The organism is Novosphingobium pentaromativorans US6-1, from assembly GCF_000767465.1.
Taxonomy (GTDB): Bacteria; Pseudomonadota; Alphaproteobacteria; order Sphingomonadales; family Sphingomonadaceae; genus Novosphingobium; species Novosphingobium pentaromativorans.
Map to the genome: position 1 here is coordinate 2,538,354 of NZ_CP009291.1, position 16,405 is coordinate 2,554,758.

The following is a 16,405-nucleotide window of genomic DNA, read 5'->3' on the forward strand; positions in this document are numbered from 1 at the left end:
CGATGAGCACGCGGCTTGCCCCGATCGTACCGACCGCGCGCGCCGTGGTGCTGCTGGCGCTTGGTGCGCCGGTAGCGCTCGTCATCGGCGCAACGCAGCCGGAAGCATGGGTCATCGCGCCGCTGTTCGGGCTTGTAGTGCTGGTGCTGATCGTCGTTGACGGTCTGTTGGGAGGGCGGCTCGAGGATTTGCAGGTGACCGTGCCCGGCGATGCCGAAGTCGGGGCCGAGACGCAGTTTTCAGCCCGGGCCGCGCTCCATGCAGGCAATCCCTCTGCCGTCGAGATCGCGCTGGAATGCGATGCGCGGCTGTCGCCCGGCGGGCGCTGCCAGTTCGCGCTGCACCGTCGGGACGGCGAATGGCGCGGGCAGGCGCAAGTCAGCCCTTCGCGTCGGGGCACCGGCCGGGTCACGCGGTGCTGGCTGCGCTGGACCGGGCCACTGGGACTGGGCGCGCGGCAATTGCTGGGCGATCTCGACGAACAGGTCCGGGTCTGGCCGAACATTGCCGCGGTGCGTTCTCCGGCCCTGCAGACTTTCCTCAAGGATGCGCAATACGGGCTTATCGCGCGGCGAATTCGCGGCGAGGGTACGCAGTTCGAATCGCTGGCTGAGTACGAGCCCGGGATGGATCGCCGCCGCATCGACTGGAAGGCCTCGGCCCGCCACGTCCATCTCTACGCCAAGGAATTCGAGACCGAACGCAACAACCAGATCGTCTTCGCCTTCGATTGCGGGCAGGCGATGTGCGAACCGATTGCAGGGATGCCCCGGCTCGACCGCGCCGTTTCCGCCGCGCTGGCGACCTCCTATGTTGCGCTGAAGGGCGGGGACCGGGTATCGCTGTTCGGCTTCGCCTCCCGGCCCGAAGTTTCCACGCCTTTCATCACCGCTTCGCGCGACTTTCACCGTCTGCAGCGCGCGGCCGCCGGGCTTGAGTACCGCGCCGAGGAGCCCAATTTCACGCTCGCCCTGGCGACCCTTGCCAACCGGTTGCAGCGCCGCTCGCTTATCGTCGTGTTCAGCGACTTTTCCGACCCGACCAGCGCCGAACTGATGATCGAGAGCATCGGCCGTCTCGTCTCCCGCCACGTCGTGCTGTTCGTGACGATGGAGGATGAGGAGCTCGAGGAAATTTCGGCCGAGCCTCCCGAAGATCTCGAAGTGCTCTCGATGGCGGTTTCGGCCGACTTGCTGCTGCGCCAGCGCGCGCTTGTGACCCGGCGGCTGCAGCAGATCGGCGTCGACGTCATCGAGGCCCGCTACGACCGGATCGGTACCCGATTGCTCGACGCCTACCTTGCCATCAAGCGATCCGGAGCGATCGGATGACCGCCACCCTCGATGCCATCGAAAGCGCCGCCTTGCGTTCGGACCGTTTCCGGCTCGAGCGCGAGGCGGACTGGAAGCGGCTGGAAGCCATCGTCACGCGCATGGAAAAGGGCCGGATCAGGGGCATTTCCGACGAGGACCTGCCGGCGCTTCCCGGCCTCTACCGCACCGTCGCCTCCAGCCTGTCGATCGCGCGGGAAACTTCGCTCGATGCGGCAACGCTCGCCTACCTCGAAGCGCTGGTCCAGCGCGCGTGGTTCGTCGTCTATGGCCCGCGGACCAGCCTGTGGGAATGGTTCCGCGGCTTCCTTGGCGGTGGCTGGAGCGCCGCGGTGCGGGCGATCTGGGTCGATATTCTCATCGCCTTCGCGGTGATGGTGGCGGGAACGGCGGTCGGCTGGCTGCTCGTCTCGCACGATCCGGAATGGTATTTCGCGCTGGTGCCCAAGCAGTTCGGCGACGCGCGCGTGCCCGGGGCAAGCGCCGAGGCGCTCAAGGCGACGATCTTCGGTAATTCCGGGCAGAACGGGATGAGCGTGTTCGCCGCCCAGCTGTTCAGCAACAATGCGCAGGTCTCGATCCTCGCCTTCGCGCTCGGCTTCGCCTTCGGCGTGCCCTCGCTGCTGCTGCTGGTGCACAACATGGCCGTGCTGGGCGCCATGCTCTGGCTCTACAATGGGGCGGGGCTCACAACGGATTTCGCCGGTTGGATTGCGGTCCACGGCACGACCGAGATCTTCGCGATCCTGCTGGCGGGGGCAGCCGGACTGCACATCGGACGCTCGCTGGCATTTCCGGGGCGCAGGCCGGTGCTGCAGGCCACTGCGCAGGCCGGACGGCGCGCCGCTCTGGTCATGGCCGGCGTCGTGCTCATGCTTGTCGTCGCGGCCCTGCTCGAAGGCTTTGCGCGTCAGCTCGTCGACGAGACGGCGGGGCGCTTCGCCATCGGCGGATCGATGCTGCTGATCTGGCTCGGCTATTTCTTCGCCTTTCGCGGCAATGACGGCCACGCGGCGAGCCGGGACACCCCTCGATGACCGCGATGCCGACCCGCCTGCGCCGTTCCTCGCGCGACCGCGTGCTCGTCACGCCCGAGGGGATCGCCCTGCCGGTCACCGTGGCCAGCCGGGGCGCTCGGGCCGGTGCGCTGATGCTCGACCTCGTCTTCATATTCCTGCTGATCCTGGGATCGACGATGGCGCTGTTCTCCATCGCAGGCGGTGCATCGGCCTTCATGCGGGAGGTGGAAAGCGACACGGCTGCAGGGCATGTCCTGCAATTCATCTTCATCGTCTGGATCGTGATCCTGTTCCTCTTCCGCAACGCCTACTTCCTGTTCTTCGAGCTCGGCCCGCGCGGGGCCACGCCAGGAAAACGGCTGGCGGGCATCCGCATCGCCGCGCGCGACGGCGGGCGGCTCTCGGCGGAAATGGTCATTGCCCGCAACCTCCTGCGCGATGTCGAGCTGTTCCTGCCGCTGGTTTTTCTGGCGTCTGCGGGCGTGGAAAGCGGAGCGGCGTGGCTGGCCGCGACGGGCTGGTTCCTGATCTTCATGCTGTTCCCGATGTTCAACCGCGACGGCCTGCGCGCCGGGGACATCATCGCCGGAAGCTGGGTGCTCGAAAGACCGCGGCAGAAGCTGGAGGCGGCGATGTCAGTCGCGCGCGGAGCGCAGACCGCCGTGGCTGCGCCGCATCGCAAGTACCACTTCGACGATGCGGAACTGGCTGTTTACGGAGAGTACGAGCTTCAGGCGCTGGAACGCGTACTGCGCGGCAAGCGGGATCAGTCGATCGAATCCGTCTATCAGACGATCGCCGCCAAGATCGGCCGCAATGACGGCTGGAACGACGAGCGCCGGTTCCTCGAGGCCTATTACACCCAGTTGCGCGCGCGGCTGGAGGCAGGCATGCGCATGGGGCGGCGCAAGGCCGACAAGTTCTCGGACGAAGGCTGATGATCGACGCCTTGAGGATCGTGCCCGATGACCTGTCCGGCGATCAGGTTCTCGCCCTGCTGCAGTTCCATCTCGACGAGATGCACAAGTGGTCTCCGGCCTGCAAGGTTCACGCGATGCCGGCAGAGCGCCTGCGGCAGGCGGACGTTGCGTTCTATTCCGCATGGGATGGCGAGCGGCTCGCCGGTTGCGGCGCGATCAAGCATCTGGACGAGGGCCACGGGGAACTCAAATCGATGCGCGCCGCGCCCGATTATCGCGGGAAGGGGGTGGGCAAGGCGATCCTGCTTCATCTGCTCACGGTCGCGCGTGAGCGCGGCTATACCCGCGTCAGCCTCGAGACCGGCAAGCCGGAGGCCTTCCGCGCCGCCCGGCAGCTCTACCTTGCGAACGGCTTTGTCGAGTGCCCGCCGTTCGGCGACTATGTCTCCGACGCCTTTTCCATGTGCATGACCCGCGCGCTGTAACGGGAAACGGCCGCCTCCTTGCGAGCGCGGCTGCAAAGACTTGCGCTGAATCGGACGGAATTGACGGGCGCGGGCAAGTGAACCAGGAAACGGCAATGGAATTGAGACTCGCCGCGCCAGCCGATGCAGCCGCCCTTGCCGATCTGGGCGCGCGCAGCTTCGTGGAGAAGTTCGGGTATCTTTACCGTCCAGAGGATCTCTCTGCCTTTCTGGCCGGTTCCCATGGCGAAGTCGTCGTCGCAGGGCAGATTGCAGATCCGGGCATGCGGATCATGCTGGCCGTCGACGGGACCCGCCTGCTGGGATTTTGCAAGATGGTCATGGCCTGCGGCTGGCCGGAGCACGCCCGCGGCAGCAAGGTGGTCGAGCTCAAGCAGCTTTACACCGACCCCGACGCGACCGGGCAGGGCATCGGCGCAAGGCTGATGCACTGGGCGATGGACGAGGCGCGCGATTTCGGCGCGGACGAAGTCCAGCTCTCGGTGTGGAGCGAGAATTTCGGCGCTCACAAGTTCTATGCGCGCCAGGGCTTCGAAAAGGTCGCCGACATTCACTTCATGGTCGGCGAACAGCGTGACGAGGAATTCCTCTACGCGCGCCTGCTGCTGGGCTGACGGCGCTCTACCCGAACCACTTCCAGCGCCAGAACATCAGCAACTGCATCACCAGGATCGCAACGCACATGGCGACGACCAGCCAGAAGGCGTCCGGGTTCGAGGCGCCGGGCATCCCGCCGACGTTGATGCCGAGCAGCCCGGTCACGAATCCGAGCGGAAGGAAGATCGCCGCAACGATCGTCAGCAGGTAGCTGGTGCGGTTCGACTGGGCGACGGCGCGGGCGCGCAGGTCGTCCTGCAGGACGACCGCGCTTTCCTTGCTGATGTCGAGATCGTCGATATAGCGGCGCATGCGGTCGATCGTCTCGGCGATCTCGCGGCGGTCGTGGTCCTCGAACCAGGCCGGGGCATCGCGCGAGATGCGCTCCAGCGCGACGTGCTGCGGCGACATGTGGCGCTTGAGAGCGAGGCAATTGCGCCGGATCGTCGAGATCTTGTCGAGCATGCTTTCCGGATCGTCGTCGGGATCGGTGTCCTCCAGCTGGTCGATCACCTCGTTCATGTCGACGATGGAGCGGTTCATGCGGGCAATCATGTGCTCGACCAGCGAAGTGATGGCAGCGCCTGCATCGACCGGGCCGCGCCCGCCATCGAGATCGTGCATCACCGAACGCGGCGTCTGCAAGGGCCGCCGGCGCAGGGTGATCAGCCGTTGCCCGTCGCACCAGACCTGCATCGAGACCATGTCTTCCGGCTCTGCTCCAGGGTTGAAGTTGATCCCGCGCAGCGTCGCCACCAGCGCGCCGTCCTCGCTGAAGGCGCGCGGGCGGGTATCCTCGCTGGTGAGCAGTTCCGCCGTGGGTTCGGGCAGGCCCAGCGTCTGCTCCAGCCACTCGGCGACGCCCGGACGGTCGCGCCGCAAGTGCATCCACAAGACTTCCCCCGGTGTGCCGGGCTGCCAGGCATTCGCTTCCTGCCAGGTCACGGTGCGCCCGCCGCCGCGACCGTCCAGCACGCGACCGAACAGCAGCGGCGTTTCGGCTTCGAGGTCGTCGGTACGGGTATCGTCGAGCATTCGCCATGCATGCCCGAAAATCCGCACGGGCAAAAGAGCGCCCTCGAATCCGCGGCTTGACCCGGCAGAATGCAAACGTGCTTCAAACCGTCACGCCAAGCGCCTATAGGAGCGGCCATGTCTTCCATTCGACCCTGGCGCGATATCGAGCGCCGCAAGAGCCGCCAGATCATGGTCGGCAGCGTTCCCGTCGGCGGGGATGCCCCGATCACCGTGCAGACCATGACCAATACGCCGACCTCGGACGCGCGCGCGACGATCGACCAGATCCGCCGCTGCGAGGACGCGGGCGCCGATCTCATCCGCGTCTCGTGCCCCGATGTCGAGAGCACCACGGCGTTCCGCGAGATCGCCCGGGCAGCGCAGGTTCCGCTGATCGCGGACATTCATTTCCACTACAAGCGCGCGCTCGAGGCAGCGGACGCGGGCGCGGCCTGCCTGCGCATCAACCCGGGCAACATCGGCTCGGACGAGCGCGTCGCCGAAGTCGTGCGCGCGGCCAAGGCCAACGGCTGCGCCATCCGCATCGGCGTCAACGCGGGCAGCCTCGAGAAGGACCTGCTCGAAAAGTACGGGGAGCCGTGCCCGGAAGCTCTGGTCGAATCGGCGCTCGATCACATCAAGCTGCTGCAGGACCATGACTTCCACGAGTACAAGGTGGCCGTGAAGGCCTCGGACGTTTTCCTTGCCGTCGCCGCCTACCAGGGGCTGGCCGACGCGGTGGACTGCCCGCTGCATCTGGGCATCACCGAAGCAGGCGGCCTGATCGGTGGTACGGTCAAGTCGGCCATCGGCATCGGCAACCTGCTCTGGGCCGGTATCGGCGATACCTTGCGCGTCTCCCTTTCGGCAGAGCCGGAAGAGGAAGTGCGCGTCGGCTTCGAGATCCTCAAGGCGCTCGGCCTGCGCACCCGCGGCGTACGCGTCGTTTCCTGCCCGTCCTGCGCGCGCCAGGGCTTCGACGTGATCCGCACGGTCGAGGCGCTCGAGGCGCGTCTGCAGCACATCAAGACGCCGCTTTCGCTTTCCGTGCTGGGCTGCGTGGTCAATGGCCCGGGCGAAGCCCGCGAGACCGACATCGGCATTACCGGCGGCGGCAATGGCAAGCACATGGTCTATCTCTCCGGGGTGACCGACCACCATGTGCAGAGCGACGACATGCTCGATCACATCGTTTCGCTGGTGGAAGCCAAGGCGGCGGAGATCGAGGCTGCCGAGGCGCAGGCCCAGGCGGCCGAGTAAGTCCGCTCCTGCGTCGCTTCGCCGCGCGCTTTACGCCGGTTTAAGGCTTTGGCGCATAGCCTGCACGGGCCATGCGCAAGGGACCGATCATCCTTCTCGTCGGGACGGCCGCCGTCGTCGGCTGGATTGCGCCTGGACTGGAGGCAGGCAACGGGCGCCGTCCTGCCGCCAGCGTCAATCCTGTCGAGGTTGCGAGCCGCGAAGTTCGGCAGGATCGCCGCGATGCCTGGCTGGCCGGCGAAACCGTGCTGCCGCGCGAACCTGACGGTCATTTCTATGCCGATGCGATGGTCGGCAATGCGCGCACGCATTTTCTCGTCGATACGGGCGCCAGCATTGTCGCTCTCACCGGCGCCGATGCGCAGGCGATCGGCCTCGAGTGGGACGATTCGGATCTCGTCGGGGTCGGGCGCGGGGCAAGCGGTCCGGTCTATGGCGTACCGGTCCGGCTGGAGCGCCTGGAACTGGGCGGCTTCGAAGCGCGTGACGTCGAGGCGGCGATCATTCCCGAGGGGCTCGACGTTTCGCTTCTCGGCCAGTCGTTCCTCTCGAAGCTGAGCGGGGTGCGGATCGAGGACGATCGCCTGGTTATCGGACCGGTAAGCTGATCCCCGGCTCGCTCACGCGCCCAGCAGCGCTGCGGTACTGCTGAACGCCCCGCTGAACTCTGCAAGGCCGGACCACACCACGAAGGCCAGCATGGCAATCACCGAGGCGGCTGCGGCGCTGCTGACAGGGGACTCGTGACGTTTCATCGGTTCCGGCCTTGCGAGAGCGGGGGCGCGCGCCTCTATGCCGCTCCGCCCGCTCGAAGGCCATGTCACCGGTCGAACCCGATATGTCGCCCGTCGAAGCCCTCATTGTGCAGGGCCCGATAAAGCAAAGGCCCCGCCGGATCGCTCCGGCGGGGCCCTGCTTTTCGCCTGTCAGGCTGGAGGGGTGAGGCTCAGGCCTCGCCTTCCTCGTCGCCCTTGATCAGGTATTCGCCCGCATCGGCGTCGGTGCCGTGGGTTTCACCCTCGACTGCCGCCAGCGGATCGTCGCCCAGGTCGTCAAGCGGGTCGCGCTTGAGCTCTGCGGCATGCTCTTCCTCGGCCGTGTCGGCAGCGATGAGCGCTTCCTGCATCTTGCGATAGGAGGCGCGCAGGGCTGCGTCGCGGCTCGACGCGGCAACGCGCACGCGGTTCATGCCCGCGCCGGTGCCCGCCGGGATGAGGCGGCCGACGATGACGTTTTCCTTGAGACCGATGAGCGAGTCCTTCTTGCCCTCGACCGCGGCCTGGGTGAGGACGCGGGTGGTCTCCTGGAACGACGCAGCCGAGATGAACGAACGGGTCTGCAGCGAGGCCTTGGTGATGCCCAGCAGCACCGGCTTGCCTTCGGCCGGCTTCTTGCCGCCGGTGAGCTTGCTGTTGACCTCGAGCATTTCCTCGAAGTCGACCTGTTCGCCCGGCAGCAGCGTGGTGTCGCCGCCGTCGGTGATCTCGACCTTCTGCAGCATCTGGCGAACGATCACCTCGATGTGCTTGTCGTTGATCTTCACGCCCTGGAGTCGATAGACTTCCTGGATTTCCGACACGAGGTATTCCGCCAGGGCCTCGACGCCGAGGACCTCGAGGATGTCGTGCGGATCCGGCGAGCCGGAGATCAGGTTGTCGCCCTTCTTGACGAAGTCGCCTTCCTGAACGTCGATCACCTTGCTCTTGGGGATCAGGTACTCGACGGGTTCGCCTTCCTCGGGAATGATCGCGATCTTGCGCTTGGCCTTGTAGTCGCGAACGAACTCGATGCGACCCGAGACCTTGGCGATAACCGCATTGTCCTTCGGCTTGCGGGCCTCGAACAGCTCGGCAACACGCGGCAGACCGCCGGTGATGTCGCGGGTCTTGGCAGCTTCGCGCGATGCACGGGCGATGATGTCGCCGGCCTCGACGGTCTGGCCATCCTCGACCGAGAGCGTCGCACCCGGCGCCAGCATGTAGCGCGCGGCCTCGCCCGAGGAGTCGTCGAGAAGGGTGATGCGCGGACGCAGGTCTTCCTTCTTCTTCGACCGGCTGGACGAACGGTCCTCGGTGACGACGCGGCTGGTCATGCCGGTGGCATCGTCGACCTGTTCGGTCAGCGTGCGGGTGTCGATCAGGTCCTGATACTTCACCACACCTGCGGTTTCGGTGATGATCGGCAGGGTGAACGGGTCCCACTCGGCCAGGCGTTCGCCTTCCTTCACGGTCGCGCCGTCGGTGTGCAGCAGCACCGTACCGTAAGGAACGCGGTGCATGGCGCGCTCGCGGCCTTCGGTATCGATCACCACGACTTCGCCGTTGCGGGCCAGCGACAGGCGACGGCCGCGCTTGTCGACGATGGTCGGGATGTCGCGATACTGCACGGTACCGTCGCAGATCGATTCCAGGTGGCTGGTTTCGTTGAGCTGCGCGGCGCCGCCGATGTGGAAGGTACGCATGGTCAGCTGCGTGCCCGGTTCACCGATCGACTGGGCGGCAATGACGCCCACCGCTTCGCCGATGTTCACCGGCGTACCGCGAGCGAGGTCACGGCCGTAGCACTTGCCGCAGACGCCCTGGGTCGCTTCGCAGACCAGCGGCGAACGGATGCGGGCCGCCTGCACGCCGGCGCCTTCGATCGCCTTCACGCCGGCTTCGTCGAGCAGGGTGCCGTTGGCGACGACGACGTTACCTTCCTTGTCGACGATGTCCTCGGCCAGAGTACGGCCCAGGATGCGCTCGGCAAGGCTGGCGATGACCGAACCACCCTGGACGATCGCGCGCATTTCCAGCGCACGTTCGGTGCCGCAGTCCTCGACGACGACGACGCAGTCCTGCGAGACATCGACCAGACGGCGGGTCAGGTAACCCGAGTTCGCCGTCTTGAGCGCGGTGTCGGCCAGACCCTTGCGGGCGCCGTGGGTGGAGTTGAAGTACTCAAGGACGGTCAGGCCTTCCTTGAAGTTCGAGATGATCGGCGTTTCGATGATCTCGCCCGACGGCTTGGCCATGAGGCCGCGCATACCGCCAAGCTGCTTCATCTGGGCCGGGCTACCACGAGCGCCCGAGTGGCTCATCATGTAGATCGAGTTGATCTGAGCCTGACGGCCGGTTTCGGGGTCGACCGGAAGCGCCTTGAGCTCTTCCATCATGGCGTTCGCGACCTGGTCGCCGCAGCGGCTCCAGGCGTCGATCACCTTGTTGTACTTTTCCTGCTGGGTGATGAGGCCGTCCTGGTACTGCTGCTCGTAGTCGGCAACCAGGTCCTTGGTCTCGCCCACCAGGGCTTCCTTCGATTCCGGAATGATCATGTCATCCTTGCCGAAGGAGATGCCGGCCTTGAACGCGTTGCGGAAGCCGAGCGTCATGATGGCGTCGGCGAACAGCACCGTGTCCTTCTGGCCGGTGTGGCGGTACACCTGGTCGATGACGTCGCCGATTTCCTTCTTGGTGAGAAGGCGGTTGACGACTTCGAAGGGCACCTTGTGGCTCTTGGGCAGGCATTCGCCGATGAGCATGCGGCCCGGCGTGGTCTCGAACCGCTTCATGTACTGGTTCCCGTCCTCGTCGGTCTGCGGCACGCGGGCCTCGATCTTCGAGTGCAGGGTGACGGCGCCGGTGAAGAGTGCCTGGTGCACTTCGGCCATGTCGCCGAACTTCATGCCTTCGCCAGGATCGCCGGAGCGGTCCATCGACAGGTAGTACAGGCCCAGCACCATGTCCTGCGAAGGCACGATGATCGGCTTGCCGTTTGCAGGCGAGAGGATGTTGTTGGTCGACATCATCAGCACGCGCGCTTCGAGCTGGGCTTCCAGCGAGAGCGGAACGTGGACGGCCATCTGGTCACCGTCGAAGTCGGCGTTGAAGGCCGAGCAGACGAGCGGGTGCAGCTGAATCGCCTTGCCCTCGATGAGGACTGGTTCAAAGGCCTGGATACCCAGTCGGTGCAGCGTCGGCGCGCGGTTCAGCAGAACCGGGTGCTCGCGGATCACCTCGTCGAGGATGTCCCAGACTTCCTTGCGTTCCTTCTCGACCCACTTCTTGGCCTGCTTGAGGGTCATCGAGAGACCCTTGGCATCGAGGCGGGCGTAGATGAACGGCTTGAACAGTTCGAGCGCCATCTTCTTGGGCAGGCCGCACTGGTGCAGCTTGAGCTCCGGACCGGTCACGATGACCGAACGGCCCGAATAGTCGACGCGCTTGCCGAGCAGGTTCTGGCGGAAGCGGCCCTGCTTGCCCTTGAGCATGTCGGACAGCGACTTGAGCGGACGCTTGTTGGCGCCGGTGATGACGCGGCCGCGGCGGCCGTTGTCGAACAGGGCGTCGACCGCTTCCTGCAGCATGCGCTTTTCGTTGCGCACGATGATGTCCGGCGCGCGCAGTTCGATCAGGCGCTTCAGGCGATTGTTGCGGTTGATGACGCGGCGATAGAGATCGTTGAGGTCCGAGGTCGCGAAGCGGCCGCCGTCCAGCGGAACCAGCGGGCGCAGTTCCGGCGGAATGACCGGCACGACTTCGAGGATCATCCATTCGGGGCGGTTGCCCGAATCGATGAACGATTCGACGACCTTGAGGCGCTTGATGATCTTCTTGGGCTTGAGTTCCGACTTGGTCGTCTCAAGCTCCTGGAGAAGGTCGGCACGCTCCTGCTCGAGGTCGAGCTCCATGAGCATGGTCTTGACCGCCTCGGCGCCGATACCGGCCGAGAAGGCGTCCTCGCCGTACTCGTCCTGGGCGTCGAGCATCTCGTCTTCGGTGAGGAGCTGGTACTTCTCGAGCGGGGTCAGGCCCGGCTCGATGACGATGTAGCTCTCGAAGTAGAGGACGCGCTCAAGCTGCTTGAGCTGCATGTCGAGCAGCAGGCCGATGCGCGAGGGCAGCGACTTGAGGAACCAGATGTGCGCGACCGGCGCGGCCAGCTCGATGTGGCCCATGCGCTCGCGGCGGACCTTGGTGACGGTGACTTCGACGCCGCACTTTTCGCACACGACGCCCTTGTACTTCATGCGCTTGTACTTGCCGCAAAGGCACTCGTAGTCCTTCACGGGGCCGAAGATGCGGGCGCAGAACAGGCCGTCACGCTCGGGCTTGAACGTGCGGTAGTTGATGGTTTCCGGCTTCTTGATCTCGCCGAAGGACCAGGAGCGGATGCGCTCGGGGGAGGCGAGACCGATCTGGATCTGATCGAAGGTCTCGGGCTTCGCCATCTGGTTGGTGAATTTGGTCAGGTCGTTCATAGTTCAGTCCCCAACAGGGTGAATTCTCTTGGCAGGTGGAGAGGGCAGGGCGGAGCGCGAAGGCCCCGCCCGATCCCGTTACTCCGCCGCTTCGGCCAGGCCGTCGTCGTCCTCGTCGTCGTGGCTCTTGAGCTCGACGTTGAGGCCCAGCGAGCGCATTTCCTTGACGAGAACGTTGAAGCTCTCGGGAATGCCTGCCTCGAAGGTGTCGTCGCCCTTGACGATCGCTTCATAGACCTTGGTACGGCCGACCACGTCGTCCGACTTCACGGTGAGCATTTCCTGCAGCGTGTAGGCTGCACCGTAGGCCTGGAGAGCCCAGACCTCCATCTCACCGAAGCGCTGGCCGCCGAACTGCGCCTTACCGCCCAGCGGCTGCTGGGTGACGAGCGAGTAGGGGCCGATCGAACGGGCGTGGATCTTGTCGTCGACAAGGTGGTGGAGCTTCAGCACGTACTTGTAGCCGACAGTGACCTTGCGGTCGAAAGCCTCGCCGGTGCGGCCGTCGAGAAGCGTGACCTGGCCCGATTCATCGAGCCCGGCGAGCTTGAGCATGGCCGAGACGTCGGCTTCCACCGCGCCGTCGAACACCGGAGTACCCATCGGCACGCCGGCCCGCACGTTCTGCGCCAGTTCCACGATCTGCTCGGGCGAGCGCGCTTCGATCTCGTCGGCGTAGTTGTCGCCGTAGATCTCCTTGAGCACTTCCTTCACGGCTTCGGGCGGCTGACCGGCAACCGGGTCGGGGTTGGCGGCACGCCATGCGTCGAGCGCGTCGCCGACCTTGCTGCCCAGGCCGCGAGCGGCCCAGCCCAGGTGCGTTTCGAAGATCTGCCCGACGTTCATGCGCGAAGGCACGCCCAACGGGTTGAGCACGAAGTCGACAGGGGTGCCGTCCTCGAGGAAGGGCATGTCTTCCTGCGGCAGGATGCGGCTGATGATACCCTTGTTACCGTGACGGCCGGCCATCTTGTCGCCCGGCTGCAGCTTGCGCTTCACCGCAACGAAGACCTTGACCATCTTGAGTACGCCCGGAGCGAGTTCGTCACCGCGCTCGAGCTTCTCCTTGCGATCCTCGAACTTCTCCTGGATCGCCTTGACGGTCGCGTCGTACTGGGCCTTCACCGCTTCGAGCTGCGACTGCATGTGGTCGTCGGCAACCGCGAACTTCCACCATTCGTGCTTCTCGACTTCGCCGAGCACGGCTTCGTCGATCTCGATGCCCTTCTTCACGCCCTTGGGCGCCGAAGCGGCCACCTGGCCGATCAGCATTTCCTGCAGACGGTTGTAGGTCGCACGGTTGAGGATGGCGCGTTCGTCCTCGCGGTCCTTGGCGAGGCGTTCGATTTCCTCGTTCTGGATTGCGCGGGTACGGTCGTCGATCTCGATGCCGTGGCGGTTGAAGACGCGCACGTCGACGATGGTGCCCGAAACGCCCGGCGGCAGGCGCAGCGAGGTGTCGCGAACGTCAGAGGCCTTCTCACCGAAGATGGCGCGCAGGAGCTTTTCTTCCGGCGTCATCGGGCTTTCGCCCTTCGGGGTGATCTTGCCGACGAGGATGTCACCCGGGTGCACTTCGGCGCCGATGTAGACGATGCCCGCCTCGTCGAGGTTGCGCAGGGCTTCCTCGCCGACGTTCGGGATGTCGCGGGTGATGTCTTCCGGACCCAGCTTGGTGTCGCGGGCCATGACCTCGAACTCGTCGATGTGGATCGACGTGAACACGTCGTCCTTCACGATCCGCTCGGAGATGAGGATGGAGTCCTCGTAGTTGTAGCCGTTCCAGGGCATGAACGCGACGAGCACGTTGCGGCCCAGCGCCAGTTCGCCCAGCTCGGTCGACGGGCCGTCGGCGATGATGTCGCCGGCCTCGACGACGTCGCCCACTTTCACCAGCGGACGCTGGTTGATGCAGGTCGACTGGTTCGAACGCTCGAACTTCTGCAGGCGGTAGATGTCGACGCCAGACTTGCCGGCCTCGATGTCACCCGCGGCGCGGATGACGATACGGGTGGCATCGACCTGGTCGACCACGCCGCCGCGCTGTGCGGAGATCGCGGCGCCGGAATCGCGGGCGACGGTCTCTTCCATGCCGGTGCCGACGTAAGGCGCATCGGCCTTGACGAGCGGAACGGCCTGACGCTGCATGTTCGAGCCCATCAGAGCGCGGTTGGCGTCGTCGTTTTCCAGGAACGGAATGAGCGAGGCGGCCACCGAGACGAGCTGCTTGGGCGAAACGTCCATCAGCGTGATCTGGTCGCGCGGGCTCATCACGAATTCGCCGTTCTGGCGAGCCGAGACGAGTTCCTCGACGAACGAACCGTCGGTGTTGAGTTCGGCCGAAGCCTGCGCGACGGTGTGCTTCTGCTCTTCCATTGCGGAGAGGTACACGACCTCGCCGGAGACCCTTCCGTCCACGACCTTGCGGTACGGGGTTTCGATGAAGCCGTACTTGTTGACGCGGGCGAAGGTCGACAGGGAGTTGATCAGACCGATGTTCGGGCCTTCCGGCGTCTCGATCGGGCAGATGCGGCCGTAGTGGGTCGGGTGAACGTCGCGGACTTCGAAGCCGGCGCGCTCACGGGTCAGACCGCCCGGGCCAAGCGCCGAGACGCGGCGCTTGTGGGTGACTTCCGAAAGCGGGTTGGTCTGGTCCATGAACTGCGAGAGCTGCGAGGAACCGAAGAACTCGCGAACGGCAGCCACGGCGGGCTTGGCGTTGATGAGGTCGTTGGGCATCACGGTCGAGACGTCGACCGAGCTCATGCGTTCCTTGACGGCGCGCTCCATGCGCAGCAGGCCGACGCGGTACTGGTTTTCCAGCAGCTCGCCCACCGAACGCACGCGGCGGTTGCCGAGATTGTCGATGTCGTCGATCTCGCCCTTGCCGTCCTTGAGATTCACCAGTTCCTTGACCACCGCGAGGATGTCATCGGTGCGCAGGGTGGTGACGGTGTCCTCGACCTCGAGGCCGAGGCGCATGTTCAGCTTGACGCGGCCGACGGCCGAAAGGTCATAGCGGTCGCCGTCGAAGAACAGGCCTTCGAAAAGGGCTTCGGCGGTTTCCTTCGTCGGCGGTTCGCCCGGGCGCATGACCTTGTAGATGGCCTCGAGACCCATGTCGCGGTTCTCGGCCTTGTCCACCTTCATGGTGTTGCGGATCCACGGACCGGTGTTGACGTCGTCGATGTCCAGCAGGTTGAGCTGGTCGATGCCGGCGGCGTCGATCACTTCGAGGTTTTCCGGCGTCACTTCGTCACCGGCCTCGATGTAGATGCGGCCGGTGGACTCGTCGATCATGTCCTCGGCGATGAAGCGGCCGAAGATTTCCTCGGTCGGGATGAGGAGTTCCTCAAGACCGTCCTTCTGCGCCTTGTTGGCTGCACGCGGGCTGATCTTGTGACCGGCGCCGAACACGACTTCGCCCGACTTGGCATCGACGATGTCGAAGGCCGGCTTCAGGCCGCGCCAGTGCTCGGGGGTGAAGGGCAGGCGCCAGCCGCCTTCGCCGCGCTTCCAGGTGACGGTGTTGTAGAAGTGGTCGAGGATCTGCTCGCTGTCGAGGCCCAGGGCATAGAGCAGCGAGGTGACCGGCAGCTTGCGCTTGCGGTCGATACGCACGTTGACGTTGTCCTTGGCGTCGAACTCGAAGTCCAGCCACGAACCGCGATACGGGATCACGCGGGCCGCGAAGAGGAACTTGCCCGAGGAGTGCGTCTTGCCGCGGTCATGGTCGAACAGCACGCCCGGCGAACGGTGCATCTGCGAAACGATGACGCGCTCGGTGCCGTTGATGAAGAAGGTGCCGTTCTCGGTCATGAGCGGCATGTCGCCCATGTACACGTCCTGCTCCTTGATATCGAGCACGGAGCGGGTCTCGGTTTCCTGGTCCACCTCGAACACGATCAGGCGCAGAGTGACCTTCATCGGGGCCGCGTAGGTGATGCCGCGCTGGCGGCACTCGGTCACGTCGTACTTCGGCTCTTCGAGTTCGTAGTGAACGAAGTCGAGTTCGCTGGTGCCGGCGAAGTCACGGATCGGGAACACCGAACGCAGCGTCTTTTCCAGGCCCGAAACGTAGCCGACCGAAGGATCGGAACGCAGGAACTGTTCGTAGCTCTCGCGCTGGACCTCGATGAGGTTGGGCATCTGGACGACTTCGTGGATGTCGCCGAAGATCTTGCGGATCCGCTTCTTCGCGGAGCGGCGGGGTTCGAGGGGCTTGGTCGCCATGTGGGGTTCTTGCCTCTTCGCTTCTCAAAAGGGACCGATTCGCGATGAACGGTCCGGAAAAATTTCGTCTTCGCGAGGACGATTTTCCGCCCGATGGACGGATCACCTGAAACACCAAAAGGCCGCTCGGCATGCCCGGAATCCCGTGAATCGGGGTCCGAAGCGGCCTGCAGCCTCTGCGTCAGATGAATACCCGGACCGCTTCCTTCCTGGACGTGTCCCCGCGCATGGACCCGCCTTGCTCGAAGCGCCGAGCGAGGTGTGCATATAGGAGTGCGCCCCTGCACTGTCAAACGATCCCATG

At 65.2% G+C, this 16,405-nt stretch carries 11 protein-coding genes; 7 read left to right on the top strand and 4 right to left on the bottom strand.

The features are described from left to right. The first annotated feature begins 2 nt into the window (after nt 1-2). The 5 genes from JI59_RS11930 (at nt 3) to JI59_RS11950 (ending at nt 4,369) form a co-directional block, all read left to right on the top strand. Nucleotides 3-1,331: a DUF58 domain-containing protein gene (locus JI59_RS11930; RefSeq protein ID WP_007012485.1), complete on the top strand. Its 1,329-nt coding sequence runs from the start codon at nt 3-5 to the stop codon at nt 1,329-1,331. Further along, nucleotides 1,328-2,368 carry a stage II sporulation protein M gene (locus JI59_RS11935; protein ID WP_007012484.1) on the top strand — a complete coding sequence of 347 codons (1,041 nt, stop codon included), beginning with the start codon at nt 1,328-1,330 and terminating at the stop codon, nt 2,366-2,368. The genes JI59_RS11930 and JI59_RS11935 overlap by 4 nt, the downstream gene beginning before the upstream one ends. Continuing rightward, nucleotides 2,365-3,288 (top strand): RDD family protein, encoded by a 924-nt coding sequence (locus JI59_RS11940; protein ID WP_007012483.1) that lies wholly within the window; start codon nt 2,365-2,367, stop codon nt 3,286-3,288. Before JI59_RS11935 ends, JI59_RS11940 begins: the two co-directional genes overlap by 4 nt. After that, nucleotides 3,288-3,755, top strand: coding sequence for a GNAT family N-acetyltransferase (locus JI59_RS11945; protein ID WP_007012482.1), 468 nt, complete (start codon nt 3,288-3,290; stop codon nt 3,753-3,755). Before JI59_RS11940 ends, JI59_RS11945 begins: the two co-directional genes overlap by 1 nt. 95 nt (nt 3,756-3,850) lie before the next feature. Beyond that, nucleotides 3,851-4,369: a GNAT family N-acetyltransferase gene (locus JI59_RS11950; protein WP_038576089.1), complete on the top strand. Its 519-nt coding sequence runs from the start codon at nt 3,851-3,853 to the stop codon at nt 4,367-4,369. A gap of 7 nt (nt 4,370-4,376) precedes the next feature. On the opposite strand, the gene JI59_RS11955 is transcribed toward JI59_RS11950, so the two are convergent. Then, the gene (locus JI59_RS11955) at nt 4,377-5,387 is read right to left on the bottom strand and encodes a zinc transporter ZntB (RefSeq protein ID WP_007012480.1); all 1,011 of its coding nucleotides are present in this window, start codon (nt 5,385-5,387) and stop codon (nt 4,377-4,379) included. A 117-nt stretch (nt 5,388-5,504) separates the two neighbouring features. On the opposite strand from JI59_RS11955, the gene ispG reads away from it, so the two are divergent. After that, nucleotides 5,505-6,629: a flavodoxin-dependent (E)-4-hydroxy-3-methylbut-2-enyl-diphosphate synthase gene (ispG, locus tag JI59_RS11960; RefSeq protein WP_007012479.1), complete on the top strand. Its 1,125-nt coding sequence runs from the start codon at nt 5,505-5,507 to the stop codon at nt 6,627-6,629. A 71-nt stretch (nt 6,630-6,700) separates the two neighbouring features. Beyond that, entirely contained in the window at nt 6,701-7,237 is a 537-nt protein-coding gene (locus JI59_RS11965) for a retropepsin-like aspartic protease family protein (protein ID WP_007012478.1), read from the top strand. A 12-nt stretch (nt 7,238-7,249) separates the two neighbouring features. On the opposite strand, the gene JI59_RS28000 is transcribed toward JI59_RS11965, so the two are convergent. From JI59_RS28000 to rpoB, 3 genes are all read right to left on the bottom strand, one after another. Continuing rightward, a complete protein-coding gene (locus JI59_RS28000) occupies nt 7,250-7,384 on the bottom strand; it encodes a hypothetical protein (protein ID WP_007012477.1) in 135 nt (44 codons plus the stop codon). Between the two features lie 191 nt (nt 7,385-7,575). Then, on the bottom strand, nt 7,576-11,868 hold the full coding sequence (gene rpoC, locus JI59_RS11970) for a DNA-directed RNA polymerase subunit beta' (protein ID WP_007012476.1): 4,293 nt from the start codon (nt 11,866-11,868) through the stop codon (nt 7,576-7,578). A gap of 78 nt (nt 11,869-11,946) precedes the next feature. Next, nucleotides 11,947-16,101, bottom strand: a complete 4,155-nt coding sequence (gene rpoB, locus JI59_RS11975; RefSeq protein WP_007012475.1) for a DNA-directed RNA polymerase subunit beta — start codon at nt 16,099-16,101, stop codon at nt 11,947-11,949. Nucleotides 16,102-16,405: the final 304 nt, after the last annotated feature.

Bases quoted from the DNA above. Each gene is read 5' to 3' on its own strand.
- JI59_RS11955 (WP_007012480.1), bottom strand. From the start codon at position 5,387: ATGCTCGACGATACCCGTACCGACGACCTCGAAGCCGAAACGCCGCTG.
- JI59_RS11940 (WP_007012483.1), top strand. From the start codon at position 2,365: ATGACCGCGATGCCGACCCGCCTGCGCCGTTCCTCGCGCGACCGCGTG.
- rpoC (WP_007012476.1), bottom strand. From the start codon at position 11,868: ATGAACGACCTGACCAAATTCACCAACCAGATGGCGAAGCCCGAGACC.
- JI59_RS11945 (WP_007012482.1), top strand. From the start codon at position 3,288: ATGATCGACGCCTTGAGGATCGTGCCCGATGACCTGTCCGGCGATCAG.
- ispG (WP_007012479.1), top strand. From the start codon at position 5,505: ATGTCTTCCATTCGACCCTGGCGCGATATCGAGCGCCGCAAGAGCCGC.
- JI59_RS11935 (WP_007012484.1), top strand. From the start codon at position 1,328: ATGACCGCCACCCTCGATGCCATCGAAAGCGCCGCCTTGCGTTCGGAC.
- rpoB (WP_007012475.1), bottom strand. From the start codon at position 16,101: ATGGCGACCAAGCCCCTCGAACCCCGCCGCTCCGCGAAGAAGCGGATC.
- JI59_RS11950 (WP_038576089.1), top strand. From the start codon at position 3,851: ATGGAATTGAGACTCGCCGCGCCAGCCGATGCAGCCGCCCTTGCCGAT.
- JI59_RS11930 (WP_007012485.1), top strand. From the start codon at position 3: ATGAGCACGCGGCTTGCCCCGATCGTACCGACCGCGCGCGCCGTGGTG.
- JI59_RS28000 (WP_007012477.1), bottom strand. From the start codon at position 7,384: ATGAAACGTCACGAGTCCCCTGTCAGCAGCGCCGCAGCCGCCTCGGTG.
- JI59_RS11965 (WP_007012478.1), top strand. From the start codon at position 6,701: ATGCGCAAGGGACCGATCATCCTTCTCGTCGGGACGGCCGCCGTCGTC.